Source organism: Shewanella sp. SM101, from assembly GCF_025654465.1.
Classification (GTDB): domain Bacteria; phylum Pseudomonadota; class Gammaproteobacteria; order Enterobacterales; family Shewanellaceae; genus Shewanella; species Shewanella oncorhynchi.
Genome location: NZ_JAKKRH010000029.1, coordinates 1 through 16,752, shown reverse-complemented (window position 1 = coordinate 16,752; position 16,752 = coordinate 1). Strand labels below are relative to the sequence as shown.

The 16,752-nt window shown below is 43.7% G+C and carries 15 protein-coding genes and 2 pseudogenes; 15 read left to right on the top strand and 2 right to left on the bottom strand.

All coding sequences use genetic code 11. The annotated features are described in order from the left end of the window. Positions 1–26 precede the first annotated feature (26 nt). The 6 genes from L5M38_RS15860 to L5M38_RS15835 all read left to right on the top strand — a co-directional run bounded on the left by L5M38_RS15860 (position 27) and on the right by L5M38_RS15835 (position 4,003). Complete coding sequence (locus L5M38_RS15860) at positions 27–524, top strand: GNAT family N-acetyltransferase (protein ID WP_131525839.1); 498 nt, start codon at positions 27–29, stop codon at positions 522–524. A 193-nt stretch (positions 525–717) separates the two neighbouring features. Next, on the top strand, positions 718–1,341 hold the full coding sequence (locus L5M38_RS15855; protein ID WP_028760290.1) for a 2OG-Fe(II) oxygenase: 624 nt from the start codon (positions 718–720) through the stop codon (positions 1,339–1,341). Between the two features lie 412 nt (positions 1,342–1,753). Beyond that, on the top strand, positions 1,754–2,359 hold the full coding sequence (locus L5M38_RS15850) for a GNAT family N-acetyltransferase (protein WP_131525840.1): 606 nt from the start codon (positions 1,754–1,756) through the stop codon (positions 2,357–2,359). A 19-nt stretch (positions 2,360–2,378) separates the two neighbouring features. Continuing rightward, positions 2,379–2,843 carry a GNAT family N-acetyltransferase gene (locus tag L5M38_RS15845; protein ID WP_028760288.1) on the top strand — a complete coding sequence of 155 codons (465 nt, stop codon included), beginning with the start codon at positions 2,379–2,381 and terminating at the stop codon, positions 2,841–2,843. Positions 2,844–2,875: 32 nt separating this feature from the next. After that, entirely contained in the window at positions 2,876–3,280 is a 405-nt protein-coding gene (locus tag L5M38_RS15840) for a hypothetical protein (protein WP_105252762.1), read from the top strand. A gap of 327 nt (positions 3,281–3,607) precedes the next feature. Next, positions 3,608–4,003 carry a hypothetical protein gene (locus L5M38_RS15835; RefSeq protein ID WP_105252761.1) on the top strand — a complete coding sequence of 132 codons (396 nt, stop codon included), beginning with the start codon at positions 3,608–3,610 and terminating at the stop codon, positions 4,001–4,003. 66 nt (positions 4,004–4,069) lie between these two features. Here the strand turns inward: L5M38_RS15835 and L5M38_RS15830 are convergent, their stop codons facing one another. Beyond that, positions 4,070–4,885: a substrate-binding periplasmic protein gene (locus L5M38_RS15830; RefSeq protein ID WP_263179631.1), complete on the bottom strand. Its 816-nt coding sequence runs from the start codon at positions 4,883–4,885 to the stop codon at positions 4,070–4,072. 137 nt (positions 4,886–5,022) lie between these two features. On the opposite strand from L5M38_RS15830, the gene L5M38_RS15825 reads away from it, so the two are divergent. The 6 genes from L5M38_RS15825 to L5M38_RS15800 all read left to right on the top strand — a co-directional run bounded on the left by L5M38_RS15825 (position 5,023) and on the right by L5M38_RS15800 (position 12,981). Next, entirely contained in the window at positions 5,023–6,120 is a 1,098-nt protein-coding gene (locus L5M38_RS15825) for a DUF2157 domain-containing protein (protein WP_263179630.1), read from the top strand. Positions 6,121–6,139: 19 nt separating this feature from the next. After that, complete coding sequence (locus L5M38_RS15820; protein WP_411568978.1) at positions 6,140–7,270, top strand: DUF4401 domain-containing protein; 1,131 nt, start codon at positions 6,140–6,142, stop codon at positions 7,268–7,270. Then, entirely contained in the window at positions 7,270–7,773 is a 504-nt protein-coding gene (locus L5M38_RS15815; RefSeq protein ID WP_263179628.1) for a GDYXXLXY domain-containing protein, read from the top strand. Before L5M38_RS15820 ends, L5M38_RS15815 begins: the two co-directional genes overlap by 1 nt. Positions 7,774–8,056: 283 nt before the next feature. Next, the gene (locus L5M38_RS15810) at positions 8,057–10,891 is read left to right on the top strand and encodes an ExeM/NucH family extracellular endonuclease (RefSeq protein ID WP_263179627.1); all 2,835 of its coding nucleotides are present in this window, start codon (positions 8,057–8,059) and stop codon (positions 10,889–10,891) included. A gap of 830 nt (positions 10,892–11,721) precedes the next feature. Next, positions 11,722–12,219 (top strand): hypothetical protein, encoded by a 498-nt coding sequence (locus L5M38_RS15805; RefSeq protein WP_263166492.1) that lies wholly within the window; start codon positions 11,722–11,724, stop codon positions 12,217–12,219. 486 nt (positions 12,220–12,705) lie between these two features. Beyond that, positions 12,706–12,981: an ATP-binding protein gene (locus L5M38_RS15800; RefSeq protein WP_263179626.1), complete on the top strand. Its 276-nt coding sequence runs from the start codon at positions 12,706–12,708 to the stop codon at positions 12,979–12,981. Here the strand turns inward: L5M38_RS15800 and L5M38_RS15795 are convergent. Further along, positions 12,966–14,521, bottom strand: a pseudogene (locus tag L5M38_RS15795) (IS3 family transposase). The gene L5M38_RS15800 and the pseudogene L5M38_RS15795 sit on opposite strands and share 16 nt — an antisense overlap. Before the next feature lie 100 nt (positions 14,522–14,621). Here L5M38_RS15795 and L5M38_RS15790 point away from each other — a divergent pair. The 3 genes and pseudogenes from L5M38_RS15790 to L5M38_RS15780 form a co-directional block, all read left to right on the top strand. Beyond that, positions 14,622–15,824, top strand: coding sequence for an ATP-dependent nuclease (locus L5M38_RS15790; RefSeq protein WP_263179625.1), 1,203 nt, complete (start codon positions 14,622–14,624; stop codon positions 15,822–15,824). Positions 15,825–15,846: 22 nt separating this feature from the next. After that, complete coding sequence (locus tag L5M38_RS15785) at positions 15,847–16,143, top strand: hypothetical protein (protein ID WP_263179624.1); 297 nt, start codon at positions 15,847–15,849, stop codon at positions 16,141–16,143. 506 nt (positions 16,144–16,649) lie between these two features. Beyond that, positions 16,650–16,752: pseudogene (locus tag L5M38_RS15780) on the top strand (IS110 family transposase); the annotation flags it as partial.

The following is a 16,752-nucleotide window of genomic DNA, read 5'->3' as shown; positions in this document are numbered from 1 at the left end:
GCCTCTTTTTTTAGTGGAGAAATTCTATGCAAGTTGCGCGTACTCCTAGACTCATCCTGCGGCAGTTAACCCCAGCCGACGCTTCTTTTATGTTAGTCTTGCTCAATAGCCAAGGCTTTATAGAGAATATCGGGGATAGAGGAGTACGCACACTTGTGCAGGCTAAGGATTATATCGTCAATGGACCGATGAAAAGTTATGCCGAGTGCGGTTTTGGTTTTTATGCTGTAGTGCTCGCCGAGAATGGATTCACTATTGGCATCTGCGGTTTAATCAAACGGCCGACACTGGACAATGTCGATATAGGCTATGCTTTTTTGCCGCAATATTGGGGCAAGGGCTATGCATTCGAAGCGGCTAAAGCCGCTTTTGACTTAGGTAAAAGTTTAGGTATTGAGCGTATTGTCGCGATTGTTAGCAGTCATAATAGTGCTTCAAAAGCTTTGCTGAACAAACTTGGATTACACTTTGAGCGTTGTTTGCAGCTTAGTGATCATGATGCGCCTGTTGAACTGTTTGGTTAATGTTAACGTGTTGTTTGTATAGGTTTTTATTTTATTGTAATTCCGTCTTCTTTATTCTAGAATTTCGCAAAATTTATCGTTGAGATATGGCAATCATATCTCTTATCGACGCCCCTCGAAAATCAGGCTCACTTAATCCCTCCTTGAGCCCTTGAGTACAGCAAAAGCGTAGCCCTTTTTTGGATGTAGCATAATGGTTTCGCAATTAAGTGAAGCAATGCTGGACGTGATCGCTGATGCCTTGGTAGACAAAGGCTATATCTTTTTATCTGACTTAGTTCCTTCCTGTATTAGCCAAGTACTATTGGAAAAAATTCAATCAACTGAAATATATGAATTAAAAGCTGCCTCTATTGGTCGAGGTTCTGAACAGCACTTAAATCCAGACATTCGTCGTGACAGAATACAGTGGCTAGAAGAGCAAAATGAGCCCGATGCCCAGTATCTTGAGTTGATGACACAACTCAAAAATGGCTTGAATCGTCGCTTGTTTATGGGCTTATTCGATTATGAAAGCCACTATGCGGTATATCAGCCTGGGGCCTTTTATAAAAAACATGTTGATGCGCTAAAAGGCAGCCAAAATCGTATTTTAACCACAGTGTTTTTCTTAAATCCTGACTGGAAAGCGGCAGATTGTGGTGAGTTGATTATCTATGATGAAGCCGATATTGAGATTGAGCGCATCGCGCCTAAAATGGGCCATTTTGTGATTTTCCTCAGTGAGCGTTTTCCCCATGAAGTGACTAAAACCTTGGCCCAGCGTAATAGCATTGCGGGCTGGTTTAGGGTCAGTAACAGCGTGCATGGTTTTTAGCTTTAGCTTTTAACTTCACCAGATAACAAACGCCTAAATGCTGCCCACAGGTTTAGGTGTTTTTGCTCTCGATTGCCGCTTTTGGTCATCGTCATCATCAATCATCAATCACCAATCACCAATCACTTATCGCGACTGCGCAATGTCATTGGCTATTTCTCGGATATTGATTGGCCATATCACGGCGTGTTCTTCCGCAGCAGTATTTATTCCAACCTGTTTTAACTGCCTTCTACTCATTTTTTCAATTTTTTTTACATTCTTAAGCTTTAGGTAATCTAAGCCGCCGACAATGGAATGAATTTGTCCAATCATGCTGAAAATAGGGTATTTTTTTATTCTCGTTTAATGTTAGGCTAGATAAAAACGTGCGCTACAACACACTTTTCTATCATCTAACGGAGGCGATACTGTGGGCTGTGAAGATAACTTAGGTTGTTTAAGTGGTGAGCATATTGTACTTGAGCCCTTATCTTTGTCCCATGTGGCGGCATTGAGTCTCGCCGTTACAGATGGTCAACTTTGGCGTTTATGGTTTACCAGTGTCCCTGAGCCAACTGAGATGAAGCTCTATGTGGCTAAAGCACTCGAAGAAAAAGCGCGGGGCCTGAGTTTTCCCTTTGCGGTGCGGGATAGAGTGTCAGGGGAAATCGTCGGATGCACGCGAATTTGCAACTGGGAGTCTGATAATCGTCGTCTTGAGATTGGATACACTTGGTATGCTAAACGTGCCCAGCGCACTGGGATTAATACTGAAGCTAAACTGCTGTTATTGACCTTTGCTTTTGAAACCTTAGACGCCATTGCCGTTGAGTTCCGTACTCACTGGCATAATCAAGCTTCGAGACAAGCCATTGCAAGACTGGGCGCTAAGCAAGATGGTGTATTGCGAAATCATAAGATTCTTAAGGACGGCACTATCCGCGATACCGTGGTGTATTCCATTATTGATACCGAGTGGCCAACGGTGAAAAACAGTCTGCAATTTCGATTGCGACAACGACCGCCAACACTCTAATGATAAATAGGAAAGGCCCATGGCAAGCATTATAACTCGAGTAGATGTGACTCATGTCCATGAGGTTGCAGTGTTATTCAATGAGTACCGACAGTTTTATGGGCGTAGGGATGATCTCGCGGCTGCGGAGCAGTTTATTCATTCAAGAGTGTCAGATGGCTCATCAGTGATATTTATAGCCAAAGATAATCAAGGGCTTGGATTAGGTTTTGTTCAAATGTATCCCAGTTTTTCATCGTTACGCTTGGCCCCTATGTTGATCCTCAATGATGTGTATGTGACTCAACATGCCCGATGTGTCGGTATTGGGCGGGCGTTAGTGCTACAGGCCGCCAGTTATGCCAAAGCGCATAATATGAGTTATTTGATGTTAGAAACACAGCAAAAAAACCAGCGCGCGCAGGGCTTGTATGAAGGTTTAGGGTTTGTGCGTAACCAAGATTTTTATATCTACGAACTTGAGCTCCACCGAGGGCTTGAGTAGGTTTATTTATGGCGATTAAAAGGAAAAGTAACATGTTAACTCAGGTAAAAACGTTAGTATTAGGTGGTTTAGTCTTAAGTGCCAGTACTGCAGTTTGGGCTGATGAAGCAGAAAAAGCGTTTAGTAAAGAAGCCATTGAATGTGCCGCTTACTATCAAATTAGCTCAGAAGCCATTGGCGCGATGAATGCACCGCAAATGCAGGCCGTGGGTGAGCGTTTAAAAAGTTCTAAAATTGAGTCTGAGAATTTAGCTAAGAAATACAGCTCTGAAGCTGAGGTCACTCAAGCGGTTGCCGATGCTAAAGCCCGTCAAATCGAAAGCTTAGGGGGGTCAAGCAACTTAGGTGCGTTAATGGGTAAATATAAAGAAGAATGTAAAAACCTGTTAGCCGATCCACAAAAGCGCTTAAATTATTGGACTATGGCGACGATGTAATCGTAGGTTTTAGTCAGGGTAATCGTTTACGGATTGTGAAGAGAAGGAGCCTGATGGCTCCTTTTTTACGTTAAAGTACAAGCACTAAGGAGCTGGTGGAGTCATTCATATTGAGTCGGTTTTCCCATAGATTTTAGCCTCGTTTGGTTTAGGGGCTTAGAACCAAGTTGCTTATTTTCGCTCGGCTGAAACTCAACCGCAGTTTTTAGGGTCCAAGTTACATGGCCAAGTATTTAAGCCTTCGGTTTAAATTCTCCTCAGTTTTAAATTCTTAGTTCCGTTACGATATTCAAAGATAATCAAATATGAGTACCAAATAGGAGCACTATGGTATTAACAATAATGGCAGCGACTGTTTTGAGTGCTGGAGTCTGTGGGTACCATTTAATCTATGGTAAGCGGGTTTTATTAGCACCACTCTTGAAGGCGAATGTGTCACAGCAAAGCAAGCAAATGCTACTGTGCTTATTTCACTGCCAATCGGTATTTTTTGTGGTTTCAACGGCTGCACTTTTAGCCTGTGCACTAAAGGTAATCCCTGGGATGTATGCCTTTAGCCTGTTGTTATTCCTCGGGATGAACTATGGGATCTTTGCGATTTGGCAGTTTTACATTGCCACTCTGAGTCCACCAAATAGTGGTCAGATGATCATAGTGCAAGCGCTGATTTTCTTACTCATTGGTATTTTGGCTATGTTAGGGCCACTCTTGTCTGCCGCGTAAATTGCTCATGAGAACTTGATAAATCATCGCGATTGAAGCGTAAGAGTTTGAAAAACAAACAGTGAATTATGGGGTTAATTGAATACCGTATTGGGCGGCGAGTTCAGCGAGTTTACCATTATTGATGAGCAGTTCAATCCAGTGTGAGAGCCTTTTGCTATCGAGCTGTGAACTGGGGTTGAGTAAAATGCCATTGGCGTATTTTTGGTCCCATTCATCTGATATTAAAAGTAATTTTCTCTCTTCTGGATGAACCTTTAAATAATACTGTAAGTAAGAGTTAGTCACGGGCGCTAGGTCGGCGCGTTCACGTAGAATACTTTCGATAGAGGCGTTATTGTGACTGACGAACAAGGGACGAAATTGCTTTGCCAGCGTATTCGCATCGGTTTCAAAGTGGGCAAACTGGTAGTGATATCCTTTGATGAACGCAATTGACTTGTTGGTTAAGTTTTTGAAATAGCTTTGGTTATGAGCTTTAGTTTTAAGTGCAATAAAGACTTCACCATCTATCATATGTAGCGGAATAAACTGAGTCGCTATTTTTTGCCATCCCCAAGCGGGATTCTCAAAGAGCATCATGTCGAATCGACCTAAGGAATGGGCTTTATATCTGTGCTCAATACTGGTGACGGCAAATTTAAAGACCACTTCTTGTTGTACTTGATTTAATGCATTAATGATATCGAGTGTGAGACCTGTGTAACGGCTGTCTTGTTGTTGATGGACATAGGGAGCAAATTGATAACCACCGACATGAATTGTCGGAATTGACTCGGGAATCGCTGGCGACTGAACTTTATCTTGGGCGATAGCCGTGGTAAATGCGCTAATGCTTAAGGCTAAACAAAAGAGTAGACGACACAACTGGCTCAATATCATAGTCACCCCTTGTTATTTTTAGCATGAATGATTTTTTACAAGTATACACAATTTAATTTGTTCAATGCTGTCGATAAAGTGCGAATTTTAAATCTGTCATAGTAAGCTAGCGCAAACAGGATGAGGGAGATTTCACATTGAGCAAGATAAAATCTCAAGTGTGTGGTTGGGTTGAACAGGGACATATCACGCAAGAGCAGGCGAATAAGCTTTATCGACAGGTGACTGTCTTGCCGGATGGGTCGAGTTGGCGTCGCTTAATTGCTCATTTATTACTCTGGTTCGGTGCGTTAAGTTTTGCCTGTGGGGTGATTTTTTTCTTTGCCTATAATTGGCAATCTTTGGGGCGATTTGCCAAATTTGGACTGATTGAAGTGGCGATAATACTCGCTATCAGCGCATTTGCTTGGCTCTATTATCGTGCCAATATTTATTCCCCTGTTAGTTCTTATCGTAAAGACAGCACTTTTGGTGCGACGACCGCCAATGGCGTGCTACTGGCCGCAAGTGTGTTAGTTGGTGGCTTATTAGCGTTAGTTGGGCAAACCTATCAAACGGGCGCCGATCCTTGGCAGTTATTTGCGCTATGGGCATTCGTTATCTTACCCTTTGCTTGGGTGGCGGGATTTGATGGTTTGTGGCTGTTGCTGGTGGGATTGCTAAACCTCAGCATAGGGATATTTCTGGATTCCTTTTCCCATTTCTGGGGATTATTTTGGGGCGCTCAAGGACAATTGCTGATCTTTATCTGTTTGAATTTAATTATCTATTATGCTTTCGTACTTTTAGACAACAAAGTCGCGGGGCGCTGGCATGCGCCAATCCTTGAATATGTTTGTTCATTGTTTGCTATGGGCTGTTTTACTTGGTTAATCACTTGGCTTATTTTCGACGATTTCCTTGAACGTGACAGCTTCAGCACTGGGATTTTCTGTGGTTATTTTGCCCATCTTATATTCGGATTCGTTATTTTTCGTTATAGATTACCACGCATATATCCCTTGGCCTTGGGCGGTTTTAGCTTGATTGCCGTAGGCGCCGCGTTACTGATAAAGCTGATGTTTGAGGATAATGACCCCATAGGTGGATTTTTGTTTATTGGGCTTTATATCATTTTGGCAAGCACAGGTTTGAGTATTTGGTTGAGGGAGCTAAGCCGGAAACTTAAACCACAGTTTGTAGGAATCGCCAGCCAAGGGAGCGTGAGCGTGGGAGATGTTCATGAGCAACAATAATGGTTTACAGGATAGCGAAATGATCACTCGACCCTGCACTGATAGACTTAATTCAATCGACGCTTCGAGTGAATTAAGTCTAATCAAACTCTGGCAAGCTTTGTATGCCGAAGGCAATGTTAGTGCAGCTCAAATGTCAGAAGACCATGATATCCCTTGGTATATTGCCACTATGCAGGCGTTTGCTGCTTGGATAGCTGCGTTGTTTTTATTGAGCTTTATGATGGCAGCGTTTGGTGCCATTTTTGAGCATGTTGAAGAAGATGTCATTTTATTTATCGGCTTAACCTATTTAGCCTTGGGGATTGGGCTGTATTTTTTACCGCGGCAACAGATTTTTATTGAACAATTTGCTTTTGCCGCCTGTTTGAGTGGTTTGATCAGTGTGGCATGGGGATTATTTGATTTAATTAACAATGATTTTAGCCTCACATGGTATCTCTGTATGGCGGGTATTACATTGTTATTGTGGGGCTTGATTGCCCATGGGCTAGCCCAGTTTGTATTCGCTTTTTGCTTAAGTTGGTGCGTGATTGGCCTGATGGCAAAATTTGAACTGCTCAATTTTAGCCCGAGCCTTTTTGCCGTAGTCATTAGTCTAGTGTTATTAAATATCAATCAGTTCGGGCGTCATTATCGCAGGGCTCGGATGCTCATCTATGGCTTCGCACTCGCCTTGCTTTCGTTGCAGTTGATGCACGCTTTTAGTATGGACAGTATTTTTGAAGCCTTATTTAGCCCTTGGCAGCAAAGCCTGTGGCTGACACTGACTCATCTGTTGATTATTTTCGCTATTTGCGGATTTTTATTGGTGACAATCTTGCGCGAGCGCCAGCAATCACTAAGCTCACCAGCGGCGCTGGGGTGTGTTATCGGTTTAGTCATCGTTAGCGGTTTATCCTTACCTATGCAGGGTTTATCAACGGCTATTCTATTGATCTTGCTTGGTCATTATTGCAACGAGTCTTGGTTGAAAGGTATGGGAATGGTGTCGGCGCTGTTATTTGTCAGCGGGTATTATTATTCCCTAGAGACGACTCTGTTACTTAAATCTGGTTATTTGATGGGCTTAGGCGCCTTGCTGTTAGTGGCAAGGTTAGTGATGTGGCGGTTATTTCCTGCTAATGAAAATGCCAAGGAGACTATGTGATGGGAAAACTGTCGGCTTCACATAAATGGGCGCTTGGGCTCGTATTATTCACAACAGTGACGATTCTCGCTGGCGTGAATTGGCGAATTTTCAAATTCGAACAACTGCTTAATCACGGCCAAGTGGTGCGTTTTGCATTAGCACCGGTCGATCCGCGCTCATTAATGCAGGGTGATTACATGGCGCTTGAATATGCCATTGCGCGCGATGTGCGTAGTGCCTTAGCGCCGCAACAAATGCAGGGCCAGTTATTGCTGGCTGTCGATGGGCAAAAAGTGGCGCGTTTTGTGGACTTTTATACCGACCAAGCACTCGGTAAAGATCAACTACGAGTGCAGTTTCGTGTCCGTGGTAATCAAATTAAGCTCGCATCGAACAGCTTTTTCTTTGAAGAAGGACAAGCCGATCATTTTAGTGCAGCTAAATACGGTGAGTTTAGAGTGAATTTGCAAGGTGAGTTACTGCTCGTCAGTTTACTCGATGAAAAGCTTCAGCCCTTATAACCCTGTGTCAGGATTGTCATCCATTGGTTCTGCTTACTTGATTAACCTCGATTTATCTCTAGCCGCACTGTGTAGTGCGGCCTGCATCTTCCGTACTGCTTTCTTCCTAGTTCTGATCGCTAAATCGCGCGAATAATATCCACCTTAAGTTGCAACTTTGATGCAACCAATTTGTAACCTTGACCGCCTATAGTATCGTCAGTCTTCGAGGTGATATCACCTTGAAGCATCTAAGCGCATCAATTAAATACCAAATATTAAAACAATACATTTAGGGGTCTCAATGTTTAACACTAAAACTGTGCTGGCGTTAGCCATCAGCAGCGTTTGTGGGCTTGCCCATGGCGCGGATAATTTGATCATTTCTGAATACGTCGAAGGCAGCAGCAATAATAAAGCTATCGAACTGTATAACCCAACCGCGGGCGCTATTGATTTAAGCCAATACCAATTGCGCTTCTATTTTAATGGCAGCACAAACGTCGGCACGACCATTGCGCTCACTGGATCATTAGCGGCGGGGGCGACTTATGTGGTTGCCGATAATGACTCTTCTGCCGATATCCTTGCGGTCACAAATCAACAGAGTAACGCCAGCTTCTTTAACGGCGACGATGCGATTGAACTGACCTATCAAAATCAAGTCATTGATAGTTTAGGTCAAGTCGGTGTCGATCCCGGTGCCGAGTGGGGCAGTGGTGATCTCTCCACTCAAGATAATACCCTGCGCCGTAATCCTGATCTGCTGATTGCCGATCCTATCAGTACTGATGCAGTAAGCTTTAGCACTTGGCTAGGTTTTGCTAAGGATGATGTTTCTGATCTTGGTAAGTTCAGTGCGGGTACGCCAACCGATCCCGTCGACCCTCCACCAAGCTCTTTAGTGTGCGGCGAAGAAGCCACAGCAATTCATGCGCTTCAAGGCGCGGGCGCTGCCAGCCCTCTCAATGGTCAAACTTTAGTGGTTGAGGCGGTTGTCGTCAGTAATCAAGAAGCTGGTCTTAAGGGCATTTTCGTGCAAATGGCTGATAATGAAGCCGATAGTGATCCCCAAACCTCGGAAGGGGTGTTTGTGTATACCGGCACTGCGCCCACAGCTTATGTGGCAGGCGATCGTATTCGTTTAAAAGCCAAAGTCACTGAATATCAAGGCTTAACTGAACTAACGACTTTATCAGAACACAAGTTGTGTGCTACAGGACAAACGTTACCAACGGCCGCGCTAGTGGCCTTACCAGTTAACAGCAGTGATGATTTTGAGCCCTTTGAGGGCATGCGTGTTCGTTTTAGCCAAGATTTAGTGGTGAATGAAGTCTATAACCTCGGTCGTTATGGCGAGATTTCATTAGGCAGTCAGCGCCACTTTATTGGTACGCAGGTGGCTGCACCGGGCGCGGATGCGCTGGCGGTGAGTGCAGCCAACCAACGTGACAGTATTTTATTGGATGACGGTTTAACGGCGCAGAATCCTGATCCTGTGCAATTCCCCGCTCCTGGTTTGAGCGCATCAAACACAGTGCGTGTAGGCGATAAAGCCACATCGCTTACGGGTGTAATGCACTATGGCTTTAATCTGTATCGCATTATGCCAATCGAAACGGTGAACTTTGTGGCGGAAAACCCACGCCCTGTTGCGCCCACATTGAATGATGGCGGTAATCTAAAAGTCGCTAGCTTTAACGTGCTTAACTACTTCAATGGTGATGGCCAAGGTGCAGGTTTCCCAACCGCCCGTGGTGCCAATACGTTGAGCGAATTTGAGCGTCAAAAAGCGAAGATTGTCAGCGCCATGGTGGGCATTAGTGCCGACGTATTCGGTTTGATGGAAATTGAAAATGATGGCTTTGGCGCTAATTCAGCCATTGCCGATTTAGTCGCAGGTTTGAATGCCGCAGTGGGTGAAGCGCGGTACGTTTATATCGCGCCAACAGGCATGAATGTGATTGGCACCGATGCCATCACAGTTGGCTTGATTTATCGCAGCGATAAAGTCACGCCGCAGGGCGCTGCACGTATTCTATCTAGTGCGAATTCGCCATTAGATAGCGATCAACAGCCCCTGTTTGACGATAGCAAAAACCGTCCAATGCTGACGCAAGCCTTTAGCGTGAACGGCAGTGAAGAAGGCGTGGTTGTTGCGGTTAATCACTTTAAATCTAAAGGCAGTGAATGTGCAGGCGAACCTGATCTTAACGACGGTCAAGGCAACTGTAATATCACTCGTACCCGTGCGGCGACGGCTGCAGGTCAATGGATCAGCGAGCAATATCCAGATCAAGGCGTACTGCTGATTGGTGATTTGAACGCCTATGCGAAGGAAGATCCATTAACTGCTTTAGGTAATGCAGGCTTTAGTGAGCTGTTTGCCAAACTTGAAAAGCCAAATCCTTATTCCTATGTGTTCTCGGCTGAATCGGGTCAGTTGGACCATGCTTTAGCAAACGCTGCCCTGGTGGATAAAGTGGTGGATGTGACGCAGTGGCATATCAATACCGACGAACCGCGCGTATTGGATTACAACGAAGAGTTTAAGACGCCTACTCAAATCCAAGACTTATTTGCCACTGATGCGTATCGCTCATCGGATCACGATCCTGTGGTGATTTCACTCTTGCTCGACGCGGAAAAAGTCGCGCCAGTGGCCAGTTTCACCCAAGTGGTGAATGGTGCTGCGGTGCAGCTGACATCCACTTCAACCGACAGCGACGGACAAATCGTGTCAGCAGAGTGGAGCTTTGGTGATAATACCGTCGCAATGGGTGAGGTAGTGACTCACAGTTATAGCCAAAGCGGCGAGTATCTGGTCACGCTAACTGTGACTGATAACGACGGCCTAACCCATAGCACGTCGCAAATGGTGACAGTGGTTGCTGATAACGTGAAACAACCACCCGTTGCGCAAATTCAGCGTATTAATTTATGGTTAGTCGATATGTTTATCTCGACTAGCTATGATACCGATGGCGTAATCAAGCAACATAAATGGACGTTCGACAATGGCACCCGCGCTAACGGTCAAGTGGTATTGCGCCTTGCCCGCCGTGGACAACACACAGTTGAACTGACCGTTAAAGATAACGACAAGTTAACGGATACCACAACGCTGACTTACCGTTAAGCCAGTCCTTTTATTCCGTTGATTTTAAGTGACGCCAAGCTCGCAGCCGCGGGCTTTTCTTTTTGCCCAAAAGCAAAATAAAGTTGTTGTCAGTTGTGACGCATCAATTGTCATTGTTTCCCCAGTGACTCGTCACCTCTTTATTTAACAAGAAGCCTCCCTGAGGGCTCTAATAAAATATCCCTGTTTTAGAAGGTTACAGGTGCAACAATGACAATTTTAACTAACCCTTTCGCTGTTTGTTTAGCTAAAAAGCTAATGCACAAAGCAAGATAACTTTGTCGTCAGTTGTGCTGTATTCATTGTCATTGTTTCCCCTGTGACTCGTCTATTTCTTTCAAAATAAGCCTCCCTGAGGGCTCAGCTAAAACATCCTGTTTTAGAAGGTCACTGGTGCAACAATACCAATCTTAACTAACCCTCTAGCTGCTCGTTTAGCTAAAAGATATTGCCCTAAAGCAAGATAACTTTGTTGTCAGTTGTGCAGCATGAATTGTCATTGCTTCCCCAGTGACTCGCCGTAAATATATCCCTATAGGCTCGACGGCAGCATCCATGCCGCCAACGGTCACTGGTACAACAATGCCAACTTAACTGACACTTCTGCTGTTTGTTTAGCTAAAAAGCTATTGCCCCATTCCAATTAAGCAATGACTTAATATGTACGACTTGGTGCTTTTAGATTGACCAAATTTTAGTAATGAGACAATGTAGTCATCAGGAACTGTTCGCCTCCATTTACAAACTTACTTCGGTGGATCATTTTTCGATGCAAATCGTGAATCAGTTTTTGGTGCAAATTAAGAAAAGCGTTAGGAACTATTGAAGAAATGTTCTCTGAATCGCAGAAAATTGAAACATACAAAGCTATGGGGCAAATCGCTATGGTCTGCGGTGGCAGTGAGTATAAGTGTGCATGGGCTATGAGCTTGCTTGAACAAGGTGTAGATACGCCATATATTGCTATTTTAGCTACACTCATAAAGCCTATAAATGAATTCGAAGCCGATGATTACTTCAATAGAGTTTTATCAGAACTAGATATTGAACGACCAAACGATGAAGAAGCAATTGAAGGTTATGCCAAAGTTTTAATGAAAGAGGTGGTTGACGGATCTTTAACCCCAGAAGTTGGTGTTTCAATGATATATAATGCAAACGTAAAACTTGACTATCCTAGTTCATTTGGCGATTTTACAGTTCTCGAGGACGAATGGTACTGTGAATACATTAATGGATGGTCAAAAGAGCAAAGAAAAACCAAAATTATCAATGCATGTAAGAATACTTATGAGGTTCTTAATTATCCAAATGTTTTCAAAGTCTAACAAATAAGGTTAGGCTGCGCGAAGCGGCGACCTTATCCCAAATATTGAACAAGTTGTTCCACCGTCATTTATCCTTTTGCCCCAAAGTTTGCTAGCACTCGTTTAGTGAATCGAAAATTGACGAACTACTTGCCCTACAAATCCTTATCTATTAGTTCTGCTTTTTAACCCGACTTTTAGCTCTTCATCATGACTGATCAAAATTGAAATGCTATACAGTTGTGTTCATAAATGCCTAGTATTGAGTGCTTTTACTTAAATTACATGCGCGTTATCCCAATACTGTAAAGATAAAACTATTAAAAATTAAATTCTTAAGTTTTATGTCGGTTAGATAATAGATTTAGAAAATGCGCATGCGCGTTTTTCCGGATGGTGTATTTGATAAAAAGCTGATAAGTTCTTTGCACACTGATAGTTAACTGTGCATGCGCACTATACATACGCTAAGTGTCAAAGGATAGGCTGGCACATCATGGAGGAATTATGTCCCACAAAATATCGAATGTAGTAATAAAAAACTTCAAATCTGTCATTGATGCAGAGTTTAAACTGTCAAGTTTTACTCCTTTAGTTGGTTATAATAATGCAGGTAAATCGAATTGCTTGTCTGCTATTCAATGGTTACTTAAAAAATCTAGTTTACCAGAAAAAGACTTTTTCGATGCTACTCAGCCAATTGAAGTAATCGCAACTATAGAAGGTGTTACCGGAGTTTTTCAAGGTAGTTGTCCGATTTTCCCGTTTTATGCTGCTGCCTGAACCTGCACGATTTCCCGATCTGGATTCAGACTTACTGACCCTATAGGGTTCCAGTTTCTTGTTGCTCTGCCAGCCCATCGCTCTGGATGCGCTGATTTCGCTTGTTCATACACGTTTTTACGCTTTGCCAGAAGCCCCACATCTTGCAGCTTATGGCGCTGCGCCGGTGTCACGAATCGGATACCACTGTGACGATGCTCATTGTTGTAAAAGCCGGTAAACTCCAACATCCACACTCTGGCGCTTTCTAAGGTGGCAAAGCCACCTGATGGCCACTGCGGGCAGTATTTCAGGGTTTTGAACAGCGACTCCACATACGGATTATCATTGCTCACTCTGGGTCTGCTGAATGAAGACGTGACCCCCAGCTCCTGCAACTTCACCCTGAGTGTGCTGCCTTTCATAGGACTACCGTTATCCGAGTGCAATACCAGTGGTTTCAACAGGCACTGCTCCCGTAGTACCGCGCGTTGTACCAACTCACTGGCCAACTGGCTGCATTCCTTTTCGTGTACTTCCCACGCCACTAACTTGCGGCTATAAATATCGATAATGGCATATAAATACCAGTACAGCCCACGAATGCCTGACGGCATATAGCTGATGTCCCAACACCACACCTGATTTGGGGCTGAGGCACTGTAACTGGTGGGCTTAGCCCGACTCACCGGTGCTTTGCTTTTGCCTCGGTGGTGTTGCTGTCTTGCCGCTTTAAGCACCCGATACATCGTCGATTCTGAAGCCAGATAGATGCTTTCATCTGCCAGCCTTGGCACAATCTGTGATGGCGGTAAGCTGGCATAGTTCTCATCATTACACGTCGCCACTATCTGCTCGCGCTCGGCTTCACTGAGCTTATTCTTTGGCTGTGGCCGGATTGCCGCTGGTCGCTTATCTTCAAGCACCACACCTTGTTCATCCCGCCAGCGGCGAAGTGAGCGTAATGGTATCTCAAGCTCCTGTGCGGCCTTCTCGCGCCCGGCTCCCGCTAATACGGCTTCATCAACCCAGCCCAGGTTTAAGCTGCGCTCGCTCACCGACGTTAACTGTCCTCGTCTTCCTCGTCGTAGTACGCTCTGAGCTTTTTTCGCAACACCAGCAACGCTGCCGCCTCCGCCAGTGCTTTCTCTTTACGGTTTAGCTCGCGCTCTAACTGCTTAATCCGTTTTTTATCTTCTCTGGCCTGCTTTTTTTCAGTGACCTTACGCTGAGCCTCGCTCATCGTCCCCATCACACAGGCACAGCGCCACTCTTTCACTTACTCAACCAACAATCCTTTTTCACGGCAATACTGGCTTAACTCGGTTTCAGATAGCGGGGCAGTTTCAATGACGACCGCTAACTTTGCTTCTCCTGACCAATCATCAGGCTTTTGTCCACTTACCGGCACGGCATACCCTTGAGCTTTTAACTGATTGCGCCAATTGTACAGCGTCTGCTCAGAAATGCCTTCCTCTGCAGCCAACTGCGCCACGGGGCGATTTAACGGCGGTAATAACTTCTTTAATACTGCTTCTTTTCTTTCTGGGGATATAGCCATTTCAACCTGCTAACCACCCGCCGTCTGCCTCTAACTAGTGTGAAAAGAAGACAGGACAACTACTCTGACACGGCGGGTTACTCAAGCTCTTCTCGATTCAATGCCACCAAGGCAAAAAAGCTCTATCGGAAAATATATTCAAAATGAAACGTTAAAAATACGACGATTTCAAGCAATTCCTAGTGAAAAAACAGCAGATATTAAAATTTCAGTATGGGATGAAGTAGAAGCTGAGTGGGCTGTAAACCCAACAGGTCTTGATAATGCTATTAGTGTACTACTTCCTGAGCCTATCAGAATTGGTGCTATGGAAAATGCAGCTGAAGATGCTTCAAAAGCCAAAACCTCCACAACAATTGGGAAGTTACTCGCAGAATTTCTGACTCCAGTAAAAGCGGCGCATGAAACAGAGTTAAACCTTCACCTCAATGAGGTAGGAAGACGAATTTCATCTGACGGAGATATGCGATTTGGGGAACTTTCAACAATCGATCAAAACGTTAACTCTAAAGTAAATGACTTGTTTCCAGGCATGAGTGTAAAACTTCACTTTGACACGCCTTCAATAGATGATTTGATCAAAGCAGGTACAATAAAAGTTTTTGAAGGAACTGGAAATGGTAGAGACTTTTCTTCGTATGGTCATGGTGCTCAACGTTCTATCCAGATGGCTTTAGTTCAATATTTAGCGGAAATTAAAAGAGTTAACAACAATTCAAGCTCAACTACATTATTGTTAATCGATGAGCCTGAATTATATTTACATCCTTTTGCTATTGAGCAAATCAGAGAGGCTTTAGTAGCATTATCAGAAAATGGATATCAAGTACTAATTACTACTCACTCAGCTCAAATGATTACTCCAGAATTAGCTGAAAAAACATTATTAATTAGAAAAAATGATTCTCATGGCACTCATTCAAGACTTAGATTGACAGATGCTATTCAAAGAGTTGTGCCTAATTCTATGCATCAGATGGAGCAGTTGTTTAATTTATCACACTCTAATCAAGTTTTATTTGCTGAAAATGTCATCTTAACTGAGGGGAAAACGGAGTTACGTTTACTTCCTTTTTTATTCAAATCAGTTGCTAATTTAACTATGGGACAGGAAAAATATGCTCTTGTCGCGCAAAGTGGTGTTAACGATACAAAAAAATCATTAGAAATACTTGGTGCAATGGATTTACCCTCAAAAGCAATATGTGATCTAGATTATTGTTTTACGGGTGCAGTAAGGGATAACTTTATTTTATCTACTGATCAAGATTTAGTTGCGTTGAAGGCTATGCTTCGTTCCTAATTTAGTTCAATCCCATGGTGTGATGTTAAATGGGAATGGTTTACCTAAAAACACCAATGCAATAAGTGCGGCGAAAGCTTTTGAAGCTTTAGCTAGTCAGCAAGCCGCAATTCCATTAATAAATTCTTTACATAATAAAATGAAAGCACAAAGCATTTGGGTTTGGAAAAAAGGTGCTATTGAGGCTCATATTGGAACAACAAGTAAAGATGAAAGCGCTTGGGCGCAATTTAAAAATAATGTATCAATTCATGGGTTAGCCCAAGCATGCAATGATCACCAAAGTATAATAGATCTTGTTGAATGGCTACGTAATTGACACTTAATCGGGTAGCCGGAGGTATCTAACCTCCAGCCCCCAAACCACCCTGTATTCGGCTCTGCACACGACTAAATGGATTTAGGAAGTAGGGCGAAGCTGGATGCCAAAGTCGAGGGCGGTTCATTTAGAACGTCTAACCTAGGCTTTCTGGTTAGCTTCTTGTTTCGAGAGTGAACTGCAATCCATCCATCTCTCAGTGAACATAAACCCGCTTTCTTAACTCTTACTTGAAGCTTTGCATTAATAATTATAATGTGAAGCATGAGCTTTAATGCTTAAGCTCTAAATCATTTCTGTCCCAAAGTGTACTACCTATGCCTTTAAAACCTACAGATTACGCGAATGCTCGAAAGGTGTGCCATGGTGATTGGCGAGACGACCGTCCGCCCCATGGACGGGGCGGTCGAGCATCCAAGGATGATGGGATGGACACCTCTTGTGAAGTAGGCGTCATTTACGCCATATTGAATTTGCACGTTCAATAACAACAAAAGGTGTCCAAAATGAAAGTTACACTAATAGGAATTGATCTCGCAAAAAATATCTTCCAAGTATGTGGAGTTAATCAAGCAGGCAAGAGTGTTTTTAACCGTTCGATTAAACGTG